The 16,287-nt window shown below is 57.0% G+C and carries 10 protein-coding genes and 1 tRNA gene; 2 read left to right on the top strand and 9 right to left on the bottom strand.

Features of this window, described 5'->3' with window-relative positions; translation table 11 throughout:
• Positions 1-33: 33 nt before the first annotated feature.
• Positions 34-1,314 (bottom strand): MFS transporter, encoded by a 1,281-nt coding sequence (locus PT279_RS07515; RefSeq protein WP_277166802.1) that lies wholly within the window; start codon positions 1,312-1,314, stop codon positions 34-36.
• A gap of 166 nt (positions 1,315-1,480) precedes the next feature.
• Here PT279_RS07515 and PT279_RS07510 point away from each other — a divergent pair.
• Positions 1,481-1,561: transfer RNA gene (locus tag PT279_RS07510), tRNA-Leu, on the top strand.
• Between the two features lie 111 nt (positions 1,562-1,672).
• On the opposite strand, the gene PT279_RS07505 is transcribed toward PT279_RS07510, so the two are convergent.
• The 8 genes from PT279_RS07505 to PT279_RS07470 form a co-directional block, all read right to left on the bottom strand.
• Positions 1,673-2,692, bottom strand: a complete 1,020-nt coding sequence (locus tag PT279_RS07505) for a Ppx/GppA family phosphatase (protein ID WP_277166801.1) — start codon at positions 2,690-2,692, stop codon at positions 1,673-1,675.
• Between the two features lie 139 nt (positions 2,693-2,831).
• Complete coding sequence (locus tag PT279_RS07500; RefSeq protein WP_277167055.1) at positions 2,832-3,353, bottom strand: DUF501 domain-containing protein; 522 nt, start codon at positions 3,351-3,353, stop codon at positions 2,832-2,834.
• A gap of 282 nt (positions 3,354-3,635) precedes the next feature.
• Positions 3,636-4,295: a septum formation initiator family protein gene (locus PT279_RS07495; protein ID WP_277166799.1), complete on the bottom strand. Its 660-nt coding sequence runs from the start codon at positions 4,293-4,295 to the stop codon at positions 3,636-3,638.
• A gap of 96 nt (positions 4,296-4,391) precedes the next feature.
• Positions 4,392-5,687 (bottom strand): phosphopyruvate hydratase, encoded by a 1,296-nt coding sequence (eno, locus tag PT279_RS07490; RefSeq protein WP_277166798.1) that lies wholly within the window; start codon positions 5,685-5,687, stop codon positions 4,392-4,394.
• Between the two features lie 559 nt (positions 5,688-6,246).
• Positions 6,247-9,792, bottom strand: a complete 3,546-nt coding sequence (gene mfd / locus PT279_RS07485; RefSeq protein WP_277166797.1) for a transcription-repair coupling factor — start codon at positions 9,790-9,792, stop codon at positions 6,247-6,249.
• A complete protein-coding gene (gene pth / locus PT279_RS07480) occupies positions 9,782-10,381 on the bottom strand; it encodes an aminoacyl-tRNA hydrolase (protein WP_277166796.1) in 600 nt (199 codons plus the stop codon). Before pth ends, mfd begins: the two co-directional genes overlap by 11 nt.
• Before the next feature lie 191 nt (positions 10,382-10,572).
• Positions 10,573-11,064 (bottom strand): GNAT family N-acetyltransferase, encoded by a 492-nt coding sequence (locus tag PT279_RS07475; RefSeq protein WP_277166795.1) that lies wholly within the window; start codon positions 11,062-11,064, stop codon positions 10,573-10,575.
• A 186-nt stretch (positions 11,065-11,250) separates the two neighbouring features.
• Entirely contained in the window at positions 11,251-14,505 is a 3,255-nt protein-coding gene (locus PT279_RS07470) for a UPF0182 family protein (RefSeq protein ID WP_277166794.1), read from the bottom strand.
• A 405-nt stretch (positions 14,506-14,910) separates the two neighbouring features.
• On the opposite strand from PT279_RS07470, the gene brnQ reads away from it, so the two are divergent.
• Positions 14,911-16,281: a branched-chain amino acid transport system II carrier protein gene (brnQ, locus tag PT279_RS07465; protein WP_277167054.1), complete on the top strand. Its 1,371-nt coding sequence runs from the start codon at positions 14,911-14,913 to the stop codon at positions 16,279-16,281.
• The last annotated feature ends 6 nt before the right edge of the window (positions 16,282-16,287 follow it).

The raw sequence follows: 16,287 nt of genomic DNA, 5'->3' as shown, positions 1-16,287 counted from the left end.
TCAGATTTTTCGATATCCGATTCCGCTATCTCGTTACTTGCTCGCCGTCGTCAGTTCGGGCTTCACAAACAGCACGACCAGCGCGCAGAGCACCGTCATCGCTGCGATGAACAGGAAGGCGTTGGTGAACGAGCCGCCAGCGGACTTGACCATTTTGCCGAGAATCATCGGGGCGAGGAAGCCGCCGATGGTGCCGCCGGTGTTGATGACGGCGATGGAGGAACCGATGATCTCGGCGTTCATGATCTTGTGAGGCCAAGTGAAGATGCCGGTAAAGGCGAACATCGAGACCAGGCTCATCAACGCCAGCAGAACCATCGATATCACCAGACTGCTCTTACCTACGAAGATGAAGACCACGATGAGCACGGCGGTAATCAGGCAGGAACCGATAATGGCCATGCGCTCGCGGCCAAGAAATAGTTTGGAAAGCAGGGAACCCGAGAAGATGGTGGCCAACATGGTGAAGATGGAGTTGAACGCCAGCACGAACGCGGCCTTGGTCGTGCTCAACGCGAAAGTCGTCTTGATGTAGGTGGGCATCCACGACATCTGGCCGTAGAGCATGACATTGATGAAAATCATCGCGATGAACAGGACGATGACGTTGCGGTTTTTGATGACGTCCTTGAAACCGGCCTTGGGGACATCGGCTTTGGCAGCTTCTGTATTACCTGCCTGCGCTTCGGCCCGAGCCTTGCGTTCCTCTTCGGCCGCGCCACCGTGCGTGGGCACGAAGAACCAGATCAGGATGACCGAGACAAGATAAAGCGCGCCGAGAACGGCATAAGCGATCCGCCAGTTCTTGTCGACCAACACGCCGCCCAAAGTAAAGGCAAGGATGCCACCGATGCCAGAAGTGGAAAGAATCAACGACTGGACGAACGTACGTCTTTTCAGCGGAAAATTCTCGGCAATCGATTTGGTGACGCTCGGTGGATAGCCGCCGTGGCCGAGACCCATGCAGAAACGCATGACAATGAAGAGGATAAACCCACCCATCGCACCGAAAAGGAACGCAAAGACGGCGATGAAGGTCAGCGAGCCAATCAGCACTTTTTTGGCGCCAATGCGGTCGGCCAGCCATCCACAGGGAATCTGCATCAGGGCATAGCCCAAGAAGAAGAACGACATGATCAGGCCTGTCTGGCCGGTGTCAAGCCCGAACTGCTTTCCGATGGGCATGATGGCCAGCGAAATCATGCTCTTGTCCATATAGACGATGGAATAGCCGGCCATCAGCGAGACGATAATCATCGTGCCCCCGCGTTTAGCCGTTTCGTTTGTCGGTTTGGCTTTTAGTGCTTGAACCACGTGTACCGCCTTTTCCAAATGAGTAAAACATAGGTTAGCTTACCCGTAAAAATGTTTCGGACATTACAGAAGCAGCGATTATGAGATGTAGCGTTAACATCACTCGACATGTTTATGCGGTAGAGCGGCCATGGCATAATGATGATTTGTCGGTTCATGCCGGCGTGCTCCCGTGGCGGAATTGGTAGACGCAGCTGACTTAAAATCAGCCGCCATTGGCTTGTGGGTTCGAGTCCCACCGGGAGTACGAACATTGGAATATCAACGAAGACAGCCACTTAACCGACAGATTCAATGAAACTCAAAATGACCGATTACGTTATATTGGTGTGACAAAAATCCAGTTCTGCCATACTTTTCACAGACTATTTTTCAGCAATTTCATGCCATAGTCCAGAACAATGCCATCCAAAAGGCCGTGGTCGCTGGAGATGAAGGAATCGATCGGGGTGCCGTGGTCCTGTCGGGCAGCCTCGGAAACCTTGGCAAGAATCCGGTTCCAGATCAGCGCTCCCCCGCCGACCACGTCGATACGGCCGGGATGGATGGTCTTGTAGGTCGCGCGTTCGGTACGGGTCATGTTGAGGAAGCGGTCATCGACCTCGAAAATATCCTTATACGAGACGCGCACGCCATCGACGGCACGATGGTCGTACTCCTTCAAGCCCAGCACAAGCGCCGTCATCGTGGTCACCGTTCCGGAGACGCCGATGATGGTGCGCGTCTTGTCTGCAGGCACATGCCGGAACGCCTCGTCGATATGCCGGTCGATATCCTCGCTCGCCTCGGCGATTTCCGCCTGCGTCGGCGGGTCCGTACGCAAATGGCGCTCCGTCATACGAACCGAGCCGATGTTCATCGAAAACGCCGACTGTACACTCGTGACGGCCGCGGTTTCGCCGTCGCCGCCCATCACCATTTCGGTGGATCCCCCGCCGAGATCGACGACAAGGTACGGGGCCTCAAGCCCCTTGCGCGGCACACTACCGGTAGCACCCAGAAAACTCAGCGCAGCTTCCTCGGTTCCCGGGATGACTTCAGGCCTTACCCCCAGAATCGAGAAGATGCCGTCCTCGAAATCCTTGCGATTCTCAGCATCCCTGGTGGCGGAAGTCGCCACGAAACGCAATCCATCGGCTGGATGCTCCTTCAGGACCTGCGCGAAATCCCTGGCGGCGGCATACGCACGTTCAAGCGCATCATCGACGAAACGATGGGTCTTGTCGACGTCCTGGCCAAGTCTGATGACCTGCAGCATGCGGGGCACGACATCTTCGACACTGCCGTCGGCGAACACCTTGGAGACCTTGAGACGTATGGAATTGGTGCCGCAATCAATTCCGGCAACGGTCACAAAATCCTTGTTTTCGTCTCTCATGCTGCACCATCCAGTATCGGTCTCGTATTGTTTCGTTTCTCTTAGACATTATTCATCAGCCGCAACATTATCAGCGTCCGGATCCGGCCTAAGACCATATCCGCGCCGCGACACGCACGACACATTGCGCTTGATGCAATCAGTCCAATTGCGTGCTGCAACGGCAGACGTTCGGGTCGAACTCGTCAGCAACGCATTTCATCACCATGTCGCCGATTGGATTCGCTCCTTCGCCCATCACGAGCGTCTGCGCCACCAGCGCGTGCAGACATTTGACGCGTACGGGCATTCCACCCGCGCTGGTACCTGTGATATGCTCCTCGCTATCGCCAAGACGGCTCGCCAGTTCATGACGGAAGGCAAGATAGAGCGCATGCGCCCGCTCGTATTGCGCGTGGATCTTCTCGTCATGCTGGACCAAATCGGTATAGTGCCGCATCGAGCCATCGGCCTCAACGCGGGAAACGGCCTTAGTGGCCTCCGGACTGGTCAGATAGCAGGTCGTAGGGAACGGCGTACCGTCAGGTAGCACGGGGCGGGTGATGACGGCGAGCGGTCTGCCGCACACGCAACGCGCGCCGACGGCGACCATGCCACGAGGGAAACGACCAAGCTGACGTTTGACCAAAGCGACATCATCATCACCGGCCTTGTCCCTCATCACGCGGTCGACCAGATCCTCGGCTTGGGCTTTCAGAGTTGCCTCGTCAGTCCGGCAAGTCGGCGATGAAATTCCATCTGCGGCAATGGATTGCCCTTTGGCGTCCGGTAAGTTCGGGTTTTCGGCTTCCATAAATTGGGGTTGCTTTTCTTGCACACTGTTCCTTGTTCTTTATCGATAAATCTTGATTATTGCTGTTTATACGAAATTCATTGTTGCGGAATATGCCCATCCGAAGGCCGAACCTTTTACGCCGGTGAAAGCCTCGATAGGTGCAACCGTTCATTGTTTGGTATTCGCACCGGCTTTGCCACTGCCCCCGCTCTGGTTACCGGCACCGGTCTTCTGTCCGGTTTTATTCTGCGGATTCTTGGTGTTTCCATTATCGTTTTTGGCATCCGTCTGACCGGCCTTGCCGCCCGGACTCGCGGCATTATCGGTTTTCCCGCCCACAGCCTTGGGAGTGGTGACCTCACCGTTTTTGTTCTTTTTCAACGGCTCGTCGGCCTTTTTGAAGCCATAGGCCAGCTCGCGGTACCAAGGCAGGGCCGGTTTGTCCGAATTGATGTCGTTTTGAGTGGTGCTGTCGGCCTTCGGTTTTACGCCGGTGACCGCTTCCGGATGTTCGACATGGATGGCCTGCTCGCCCGGGAAGACGAACCCGAGCCGCTCTCGAGCCTGCGCGGTGACATAGGCGTTGTCGTTCCAGCGGGAGATGTCATTCTCCAGATTCTGCTTTTTGGCCACCAACGCAGCTTCCTGACGTTTGAGTCCATTGAGCTCGGCAAGGTTCAGCGCGTAGCTGTGGAATGTCGCCGCCAATTGGATGGCGCCAAGAACCACGATGAAGAACGCGACGAAGAACGCGACGGGACCGGAACCGCGACGTTTGCTCCGCTTCCTGCTGCTCTCCGTTTTGCTTCTGTTCTTGGTAGTACCCATAACACATAAAAATACCCGTCACATTCGACTCCGTAGGGTCGATGTGACGGGCAAAAGCTCACAGCGCAACAACGCTGCGAATGCCTTCAGAAAAAACTACTTGACGTACTTCTTGCAGGCCTTGAAGGCGGAATAGCCGGCGTACTCGGCGGTGGAGCCAAGCTCCTCCTCAATCTCGAGCAGGCGGTTGTACTTCGCGATACGCTCACCACGGGCAGGAGCACCGGTCTTGATCTGACGGGTGTTCTTGGCGACGGCAAGGTCGGCGATCGTGGTGTCGGAGGTCTCACCAGAACGGTGGGAGACCATGGAAGTGAAGCCGTTGGCCGTGGCGAGCTCGATGGCGTCGAGCGTCTCGGTGACGGTGCCAATCTGGTTGAGCTTGACCAGCAGGCTGTTCGCGGCCTTGAGGTCGATGCCCTTCTGCAGACGCTTCGGATTGGTCACCAGGAGGTCGTCGCCGACGAACTGGAGTTCATCGCCCATCGCGGCGGTAATCTTCTGCCATGCGCCCCAATCCTCTTCGGCGAACGGATCCTCGATGGAGACCAGCGGATACTTGGAGACGAGCTCCTTATAGTAATCGAGCATGTAGTCGGCATCGCGATCAGCACCGTCGAAGTGATACTTGTTGGTTTCCTTGTTGTAGAACTCGGAGGAAGCCACGTCGAGGCACAGACCGATCTGGCGGCCGGGCTCGTAACCCGCAGCCTCAATGGCCTGCATGATGTACTTCAGGGAATCCTCGTTGGTCTTCATCTTCGGAGCGAAGCCGCCTTCGTCGCCGAGACCCGTGTCGTGGCCGTCCTTCTTCAGGATGCCCTTGAGGGTGTGATAGACCTCGACACCGGCACGCAGCGCATCGCTGTAGGTGTCGAAGCCGTACGGGGAGATCATGTATTCCTGAATGTCGGTGGCGAAGTCAGCATGCGCACCGCCGTTCATGATGTTCATGTTCGGAACCGGCAGGATGTGGCCGTTGGTGCCACCGATGTAGCGGTAGAGCGGCAGTTCTGCGGATTCCGCAGCGGCGTAGAGGGCCGCGAGCGAAACGCCGAGGATGGCGTTGGCTCCGAGCTTGCCCTTGTTCGGAGTGCCGTCGAGCTCAATCATGGTCTCGTCGAGGGCGCGCTGGTCAGTGGCATCCATGCCGATGACCTTGGGCGCGATGGTCTCATTGACGGCCTTGACTGCATCAAGAACACCCTTGCCCTGATAACGGGACTTATCGCCATCGCGACGCTCCCAAGCCTCGGCCTCGCCGGTCGAAGCGCCGGAAGGAACCAGGCCGATGCCTTCGGAACCATCAACGGTGTCGAGGACAACCTTGACAGTCGGGTTTCCGCGGGAATCGAGAATCTCGCTGGCATATATACTTTCAATTGCTGCCACAATTACTCCTTAAATGGACTTTTACTAACAGCTTTAAGTTTAGTGTCTTTGTTGGACGTAAACCGACAAAATTCAAAGAAAATTGTGAGCGCTCAAGTATCAGAACGAAAAAACGATTCCTGTCCAATCCCTCGATGGCTCACGTCAACGTTTTGAGTACCGGCTTTCACCGCCATCAACAGGTATTCGTTCAATGGCCTTTGATACCGACATGCTGTTTGGATATTCCCGTAAAGTGCTTCTGAAAACAAGGAAAATGGAAGTATATGCTCGAATCTAACGACAGTGACAGTTCCTCCGGAAATGCCCATCATCCTACTTGCAGTGCCTTCGCGTCAAAAAGAACCTTACTGGTTTTTACCTGATGCATGTCAACAGCACAGAGCATCATTTTATGGAATTGTCAATACGGTTGCGTCAAAACACGCCCGGAGCAGGTTGACCAGTTGGCGGCGGGTAAGCGCGACCAGCCCGAAAATGCGGTGCGAAACCAGAAACGGAAAGGCACCGATAGACGGTTTCTGTGCCGGAACCGACACACGGAACGCCAACCATGCCTTCAGCTCTGTTTGGGTTTGCCATTCCACGCCAGATCGTCAAGCAGCTGGTCGGCCCAGCCCATGACTTCCGGGCTGCTCATCGGCTTGCTGCCCATCGAACCGCCGAACGGTGCGGGGATCAGAAGCGTATGCGTCACCGGACGGTATTGCGAGCCGCGATAGATGCGGGAAATGCGCATTTGCAGGGATTCCGGTGGGTCAATCTTGGCGACGCGCACGCGGTTGCCCTGCGTGACGATTTCCGAAATGCCGAGCGCACGGGCCTTGCTGCGAAGCCGGGCCACGTCGAAAAGCGTGTCGAATTCCTCGGGCAACGAACCATAGCGGTCAGTGAGTTCCTCACGCAATTCGGTGAGATCTTCCTCGGTGCGCGCACTGGCCAACTTGCGGTAAGCCTCGAGGCGCAGCTTGTCCGAATCGATGTAATCGACCGGAATCGAAGCCTCGATGGGCAGATCGATGGTGACGGCGACCGATTCCGTACGTTCGGGTTCCTTGTATTTTTCGACGGCGTCGGAGACCATGCGTACGTAAAGGTCGAAGCCGACGCCCTCGATGTGCCCGCTCTGCTCGCCGCCCAAAAGGTTGCCGGTGCCGCGCAACTCGAGATCCTTCATCGCCACGTCGAAACCGGAGCCAAGTGCCGTGTTCTGGGCAATGGTGGCCAGGCGGTCGTGGGACTGCTGGGTCATGGGTTTGGACGGATCATAGAGGAAGTAGGCGTAGGCACGTTCTCGGCCACGACCCACGCGACCTCGCAGCTGGTGGAGCTGGCTCAAGCCGAAACGGTCGGCATGGTCGACGATCAGCGTGTTGGCATTGGTGATATCGAGACCGGTTTCAATGATTGTAGTACAAACAAGCACGTCGATGTCGCGGTGCCAGAAGTCCTGGATGATGTTGTCGAGCTGCTTCTCCCCCATCTTGCCGTGGGCGATACCGATTTTTGCTTCGGGCACGAGTTCGTGAATCTTGGCGGCGACCTTGTCGATGTCGTTGACACGGTTGTGAACGTAAAACACCTGCCCACCGCGCAGCAGCTCGCGCCGGACCGCGGCAGTGACCTGTGCATCCTCGTAAGCGCCAACGTAGGTGAGCACCGGCAGGCGGTCTTCGGGAGGCGTGGCCAGCGTCGACATCTCACGGATGCCGGTGACCGCCATTTCCAGCGTTCTGGGGATTGGCGTCGCGGAAAGCGACAGCACGTCGATATTGGTGCGCAAAGCCTTCAGCGTTTCCTTGTGTTCGACGCCGAAACGCTGTTCCTCATCGATAATCAGCAGGCCCAGATCCTTGAACTTGATTTTCGGGTTCAGGAGTTTGTGAGTGCCGATGACGACGTCGACAAAGCCGGATTCCAGACCTTTGAGCGTCTCGTCGATCTCTTTTTTGGTCTGGAAACGGCTCATTGCCGCCACATGAACCGGGAAGCCTTCGTACCGCTCGGTGAACGTCTCATAATGTTGCTGCACCAAAAGCGTGGTCGGAGCCAGAATCGCTACCTGCTTGCCGTCCTGAACCGCCTTGAATGCGGCACGCACGGCAATTTCGGTCTTGCCGAATCCAACATCACCGCAAATCAGGCGGTCCATCGGCACTGGCTTTTCCATATCGGCCTTGACCTCGTCGATGGTGGTGAGCTGGTCGGCCGTCTCCTGATATGGGAAGGCGTCTTCCAATTCCTTCTGCCACGGGGTATCGGGGCTGAAGGCGAAGCCTTGAGACTGCTGGCGGGCGGAATAGAGCTTGACCAGGTCATCGGCGATTTCGTGGACGTGCTTACGGGCCTTGGCCTTGGTCTGAGCCCAGTCAGAGCCGCCGAGCTTGTTGAGCTTGGGCTTGTCAGCGCCGATGTATTTGGAGACCTGATCGAGCTGATCGGTGGGAATGAAGAGCTTGTCCGGCGGCGCGTTGCGCTTGGAGGGGGCGTATTCGATGACCAGATACTCGCGGGTGGCTCGGTTGGCGCCGACCCCGGTGGTCCGCTGGCGCATCTCAACGAATTGTCCGATGCCGTGCTGCTCGTGGACGATGTAATCCCCGGCCTTGAGCTCCATCAGGTCGATGGCCTTGTGACGGCGGTGCGAAGTCTTTTGCTGGGCGACGGCACTGGTCTTGCCGGTCAGGTCGCGTTCGGTCAAGAGCGCGAATTTGGCGGCGGAATCGATGAAACCGTCCATGGCCTGCGAGCGCACCGTGTCGAATTTGGTCACTCCGGCCTGCCCGAGTGCACGCTTGAGCCTTGACAACGTGCCATTGGCCGCAGCCGTGATGGTGACTTCGAAACCGTCGTCGATCAGGCCTTCGACGCCGGTGGTCGCACGCTTTTCGTCACCACGATATTCCTCAGGAACCGAAGCGTCGAGCTGGACATGACCAGAGAGGGTCTTGTCCACGCCGAAACTGGTGAGCCTCCAGACGTCGTGGTTGGAGAATTCCAACGAGCGGATGGTCTCATCGAAATCGAGGAAGCTCGCCTGATCGAAGCTGATAGGAGCACCAGCTCCATGACCGCTGGCAGCCACGTGCCAGCTTGCGGCAAGGAACTCGTTGGCGGTTTTGGCGAGGTCTGCAGCTGCTCGGCGTAGCTTTTCGGGGTCGGAAAGCATGATGACCGCATCTTTGGGCAACATCGTGGCAACCGGCTGCATATCATCGATCAACGCTGGAATCAAGGATTCCATGCCTTCCACCGGAATGGAATCGGCGATGGATTGCAGCATGTCATCGGCGTTGGGGATACGCCCGATCAGCGATTTGGCGCGAGCACGCACTTTGTCAGTCAGCTGAAGCTCGCGACACGGTGTCGCCCAGACGGTATCGATGCCGTCGCCGTACGTGCGCTGGTCGGAGGCATGGAACTCCTTGATAGTATCGATCTCGTCGCCGAAGAATTCGATACGCACCGGATGCGGAAGCGTCGGAGGAAAGACGTCGACAATGCCACCACGCACCGCGAACTCACCGCGATTGACCACCAGATCGACGCGGGTATAGGCGTTTTCAACCAATCGTGCGGAAACCTCGTCCAAGGGAATCTCGCTGCCGACCTTGAACACCAGCGGTTCCACATCGCCCAGACCAGCGACTACCGGCTGGATCAGTGAACGCACCGGCATGACGAGAATGCGAATCGGGCCGAACATTTCGCTGTGCTCTTCGGGATGGCAGAGTCTGCGGAAGACGGACATGCGACTGGCCACGGTGTCGGCACGAGGCGAAAGCCGTTCGTGCGGTAACGTCTCCCAAGCTTCGAGCTGGCTGACTTCGCCGGGCTCTCCCCCGTACCACGAACGTATGGAGTTGACGGTTTCCTCGGCCTCACGGCTTGAGGAAACAACCATTACCACGGAGGAATATTGCGCGCAAGCAGCCGCAAGCGCCGGCCGAATGCCTTCAGGAGCGCCGACGGTCAGCGCCTGGTCGACCGCACCCTCCGGCGGCTCGATCTCTCCGGCGAGCAGATCTCGGAACGCCCCGTCGTCATCAAGACGCGGCAGGAATCCGGCAAGCGAACCAGACATCTCTTTCGCTTCAGCGACCATTGAAACGCTCCTGCGCCTCGCTCATGCCTTCGAACATGATGGTTTCCACAGCATCGGCACCGTCCGCAAGGAATTCTGGGAGCTCCTTGCGCTGAGCCGCCGAGAATCCGCCAAGCACCCAGTTGACCGTGTTCTCATGAGCATGGGGACCGCGTGCGGCGTGGCCGGTACCCATGCGGACGCGCGAATACTTATTGGTACCCAACGATTTGTCAATGGAGCGTATGCCGTTGTGTCCACCCGCGGAACCGCCGGCCTTGACTTTGATACGTCCGAAATCCAAGTCCATATCATCATGGATGGCAATGACGCGGCTCGGGTCAATATCGTAATACGCGGCGATGGATGAGACCGCGTCTCCGGAATCGTTCATATACGTCAACGGCTTGGTGAGGAAGAACTTCATGCTCTTGCCGCTAAGATTCATAACCCCTTTGCCGAGTTCGGCCAATCCCTTGTGGTCGCTCAGGCTTACCGACCAGCGTTCCGCCAACACATCGGCGACCATAAAGCCCATATTATGACGTGTGCCTTCATATTTCTTGCCCGGGTTCCCGAGTCCCGCAATCAGCCAGAATTGTGATGCCATCTTTCGCTACGTTCTTTCTCATCTGCGATATACAAGCCATATATCATGGTCTATCCAACATAACCGCCTGTATTCGGGCATGGCAAAATGTACCGAAACGCGGTTATCTGATATCCATCATACCGATTCCAACCGACGCTTGGCTACGCCTAACGACGAACACACCGAACAGGAATAATCAATCCACAAAATCACAGATCAAGGTACCAATACGACATGTCGAGATAGCCGTGGCCGTTCCAGCAAGCATTAGGCAGGAAACCATAGCGGGTAAAACCGAAATGCTTCATCAAGGCAATGGAACCGGCGTTGCTGGCGAAAATCAGGGAAACGGCCTTGCGATCGCCAAGTTCCTTGGCCTTATCGAGCAGCCAAGAAACTATTTGGGTGCCATATCCTTGATGCTGAGCAGCATCGGCGATGTAATAACTCAATTCCACGACACCGTCGTAGCCGGCTCGAGGATGGAAACGCGACAACGAACCAAAACCAACCACTTTCCCGTCTTCGTCTTCCGAGACAACCACGGGAAAATCATAACGCGGCTCATGCTCGGACACCCATTCACGGCGCTGTTCGAGGGTGCGGGGTGTGAGATCCGCCGTGGAACCGCCGGCGACAACCGCCTCATTGTAGATATCGGTGATTGCCTGCAGATCGCCATCCAATGCCGCTCGAATCATGATCACCCCTATTACAAACCGTTCAAACTTATTCGGAAGAAATACAGCTTAGATGTGTCTGAAACTGTACCATCAAAGCCTATCCGAAAATCCACTGTTCACATATGATAACGGCGTTATATGAACAGCAAATGAAACATCACCGTTCGTATAACGCCGTTATCGTGGCTTGTCGGTTTTACCGGCTTACTGCTGGCCCTCCAGCTGCAACGCACGGTTCAGCTGGTCGTTGAGCTCCTGCTGTGCCTTGCCGTAAGCCGTCCAGTCGCCCTTCTTCATGGCGGCGTCGGAATCTTTCATGGCCTGGCCGGCCTTGTTCAAGGCATCCTTCAGGTCCGGGCTGCTGGCGGCCGCACCGGAAGAACCGGATGTTCCGTTCTTGCCATTGGTCTTGCCTGTGTTGTCGCCTTGAGCCTCGGAAGAGGACGAATCGCCGCCGGCCGTGGCCGCACCACCGCCCTTGTTTTCGGCATCACCCGCTGAAGCGCCGGAATCACCGCCGAAGACCTGGTCAAGCGCTTCGTCCAACGTATCGGCGAAACCGACCTGATCGCCGAAGGCAACCAGGACCTTTTTCAGAAGCGGGAAGCTGGTCGGACCGTTGGACTGCACGTAAACCGGCTCGACGTAGACCAGGCCGCCGCCCAATGGCAGGGTCAGCAGATTGCCGCGTCTGACCTTGGTGGAGCCCTGTTCCAGAAGGTTAAGTTCCTTGGAAACATCGGCGTTGGAATTGAAGTTGTTCTGCGCCTGCCCGGGCCCCGGCACGTTGGCATCCTTCGGTAACTCCTGCAGTCGTATGGTACCGTAATTCGGCCCTATCTTGCCCTTGGTGTTCCCGGCGTCGGAATCAACGGAGAGGAAGCCAGTCAAAATCTCACGCGTGGAGGCACCTGCCGGGATGTAGGTGGAGGTCAGCGAGAAGAGCGGTCGTTTCGATCCGCCTGTCTTCAGAGTCAGATAGTACGGCGGCTGCAGTACGTCGCGTTGCTGCGCATCCTTGGCTTCGGTTGGGTCGACAGGGGTCTGCCAGAAGTCCTCGCCCGAGAAGAACTGGCCGGGGCTGGTGACATGGTACTTGGCCAAAAGCTGGCGCTGGACTTTGAAAAGGCTTTCCGGGTAGCGCAGATGGCTCATCAGCTGGCCGGAAATATCCGAAATCGGATGGTACTGGCCCGGGAATATCTTCTGCCATGCCTTGATGACCGGATCCTTCGTATCCCAAGTATAGAGATCGACCGAACCGTCGTAGGCGTCCACTGTGGCCTTCACCGAGTTGCGGATGTAGTTGGCGGGCTGCGCATTGAGCCCTTGCACGGTCTTGGAGGTAATCGTGGTCGAATCCTGTGTGGCCACGCCGAGATCGGTCATTTGCGAATACGGATAGGCGGCCGAAGTCGTATAGCCGTCAACAATCCATTTCACCCGTCCGTTGACCACCGCCGGATAGACACGTCCATCGAGGGTCAGATAAGGTGCTACCTTGGCCACGCGGTCGCGCGGGCTACGGTCATAGAGAATCTGCGAATCGGAGGTGACACGGTCGGAGAAGAAGATCTGGTCGCTGCCGAAACGGATGGCGTAGAGCAAACGGGTCAACATGTTGTTGACCTTCGGGCCGCCATTGCCTTCAAAGGTGTTGGAGGCGCCGGTGGAACCCTGCGGATAATCGAATTCCCAAGGCTTGCTACCCTTAGGCGAGCCGACAATGGAATAATCCGGCGAGTTCGGCGAGAAGTAGATGCGCGGCTCATAGTGCTGCGACTTCGTCAGCTTGCCCTGGGTGGGAATGCCGGATTCGAAGAACTCGGGATTGCCATCACTGGTCACCTTGTTGCCGTAAGCGGCGACAACGCCATAGCCGTGCGTGAATACGGTGTGGTCATTGACCCAGTTGCGGTTGTCGTTGCCGTTGACGTTGAGCTCGCGGGCTGCGATGACAGTGTCCTGGCTCTTGCCGTCGATGTCGTATTTATCGACCGCCAGCGAATCCGCGAACATATAATACTGCTTGGACTGCTGCAGCTGCTTGAATGTCGGGGAGATGACCTCCGGGTCGAGCAGACGGATCTGCGCGGTGGTCTCCGGGTCGCTGGCGAGCGCACCGGACTGGCCGTGAGTGGTGGCGTTGTAACCGCCGACCTTGACCTTGTCGAGGCCATAGCCCTGTTGGGTCGCCTTGATATTGCGGGCGATATAAGACGATTCCATTTCCTGCTCGTTCGGGCTGACCTTGAAACGCTGCAGGAGCATCGGCCAGAGCATGCCGAGCACGATGGCCACCACCACGACGGCGGCGACGGCGATCATCGGCACACGCCACGCCTTGACGGCGGCGACCACGCGGACATCCGGCGAGGCCGGGCCGTCAAAGGAATGGGAACGCATGAGCCAGATGCCCAGCAAAAGGCCAAGAATCGCGGTCAGACCGGCGAGGATAAAGGCGACGGGAACATTGGCATGCACCGTGGTGTAATCAGCGCCGGTGAAACGGTCACCCGTCTGGGTAAGTGTATTGAACACGCCGATGACCTGACGGACGGACCAGGCTAGCATATTGAGGATGAACCAGACACTGATCTGGCGACGAGCGTACTTGGTCATGGTCATGATGCCGTGGCCGTCGACCGGCATGGTGATGCGGATGCCGCCCATGGCAAAGTGGGTGACTATAGAGAAGAGCAGGCCGAAGAAGAGCAGCATTCGCAAAGCGGAAAGCATGAGATTCACGCCAGGAAGGATGAAGACATAGAAGCCGTTGTCGATGCCGAACTGCGGGTCGCGCACGCCGAATGGCTGGGCGTGGAACATCAAGAGAACCTCGGACCAGTTCGAGTTGAACTGGGAACCGAAAATCAGGCCGACGATGAGGGAGACGACGACCGCCACACGCCTGGCCGTCTTCGAGCTGACTGACTTGCCTACCTCGACGACGTCGCCTTTGACACGAATCTTGGAACCGTCAGCGGAATCCGGGCGCTTGCGAATGGCCATGGTGGCGGCGAAATAGCTCACCAACGCCATCAACACCGCGAACGCGACCCACAGGCCGACCTTCGTCCAAAGCTGTGTCCATACCACCGATTGGAATCCGAGCTGCCCAAACCACATGAGGTCGGTGACGAAATGGTCAAGGCCGAAAAGCAGGGCGAGAATCAGCACCACGACCACAACCGCGCCGATGAAGACCTTCGTTCCCTTGGAGGCGCCCTGCCCTCGGGGCTTGGGGCTTGGATGGCGGGTCAGGCGAGGGTTGCCGTTGCGCGGCGGCCAGAAATCACTCGCCGAGAAATTTTGATGTCGATGACCGTTATCGGCATCGTCGTCCCCGTCGGTCTGAACGTGCAGAATCGTCGAGTCATCGTCATCGTCTTGCTGGCGGTAACGGTTGGAGCCATTGCGCGGATCCGGGAACCCGCCGAAAAAGTCAAAGAAGGACATGCCTCAATCGTACCGAAAGGTGTCGCCCGTCACTTTTGGGCGGATTACCTTTGTACGCAATGGTATTTATCCATCAAAATCAATAATTCTTCCCGTCAACAAAATTTAGATAAAACCAGCTGCATCACTACCGCCCGCAATCCAATCCACACGGAAATTGACGGGAAAACGTCATGTTTCCGACGACGGAAAAACGGAAGCACCCGGAAGCCCATCACCGACAAAACAGTATCAAAATTACCCAGAAATCCAACATCCCGTATCCAATCGTCGCATGTTATATTAGTGAGAGTCGCCAGCATAGATCATGCAACGATATTTTGCAGTACAAAATACCCAGGAGCCAGTATGTCCCAAACAGCGAGAGAAACCGCCCGGCCACAAGCAGACGGCAGCCCGCAACAGATGAATCCCAAACCGGAATCGACAAGACTGTCGGGCAAACACCGTCTGGTCATTGCCTTCACCTTCTTCTCCATGTTTTTCGGAGCCGGCAACCTCATCTTCCCGCCGCTTATGGGCGCACAGGCGCAATCCGCCGCATTGCCGGCCACCATCGGTTTTATCGTTTCGGCTGTAGGTCTGCCGATTCTGGGTGTGCTTGCTGTAGCCTCAGCGGGAGGCTTCGAACACCTTGCATCGCGCGTCTCTCCCAAGTTCGCTGCGGTTTTGGCCTTCGTCATCATCATGGCCATCGGCCCCTGCTTCGCCATTCCCCGCACGGCCACAACATCCTACGAGATGGCCGTCACCCCGTTCGCCGGCGAAAACAACCGCGTGGCTTTGCTGATCTATTCACTGGTCTTCTTCACGTTGTCGTTCATCCTGAGCCAGCACCCTGAAAAGCTCTCCAAATCGCTGGGACGCTTCATGGGCCCGCTCTTGTTGGTGCTTATCGCGGTCATGTTCGTCGCCTGCATCTTCATAAGCCACGCCCCACTGGGCAAGCCGTCTGGCGACTTTGCGCACGGCTCGCTGATTTACGGGTTCATCAACGGCTATCAGACCATGGATCTTCTGGCCGCGCTCTACTTCGGCATCGTCATTTCCGCCAACATCTCGGAATTCGGCGTCTCTGACACCAAGGCGAACCGCCGCGAAACTGGTATCGCTGGCACCGGCGCGGGTATCCTGCTCATCATTATCTATGCGGCGCTTTCCTTCATCGGCACGGTGAGCGGAACCATCAAATCCGCCAACGGCAAGAACGACACCGGCGCCACCGTGTTGACCAACCTCACCACCTCGGCCTTCGGCTCCATCGGTACCGCCTTCGTCGGTCTCATCTTCGTGCTCGCCTGTTTCAATGTCTGCACAGGCCTCATCTCGACCTGCGCGACGTATTTCGAGGAAAACTTCCCCACTGTCTTCGGCCGCCCGGTGAAATATCAGGCTTGGAGTATCTTCTTTGCCGTCTTCAGTTTCATCGTCTCGAACGCGGGCCTGAGCGCCATCATCACCGTCTCGTTGCCGGTGCTCGGCGCGCTCTACCCCATCGCCATCGTGCTCGTGCTGCTCAATCTCGTCGAAAAGCCGTTCACGTCCAAGTTCCCGCGCGTTTATTTCTGGACGGTGCTGCTGGTCGCGGTTTACACCATTTTCGACTGCATCGTCAAACTGCTCGCCGTCTTGGGGCTCCACATGGCAACAGTAAGCGGTGCACTAGCCCATTTGCCGCTGTATCAAACCCAGCTGACGTGGCTCATTCCTGCCGCTGCCGGGATCGTCATCGGCATCATCGATAGCCTGATCCGCAAGGGCCATCAGACCCTCTGAAATCAA

The organism is Bifidobacterium sp. ESL0784 (genome assembly GCF_029433295.1).
GTDB lineage: Bacteria > Actinomycetota > Actinomycetes > Actinomycetales > Bifidobacteriaceae > Bifidobacterium.
Note: the sequence above shows the minus strand (reverse complement) of the source record. Positions and strands in the feature narration are given on the sequence as shown.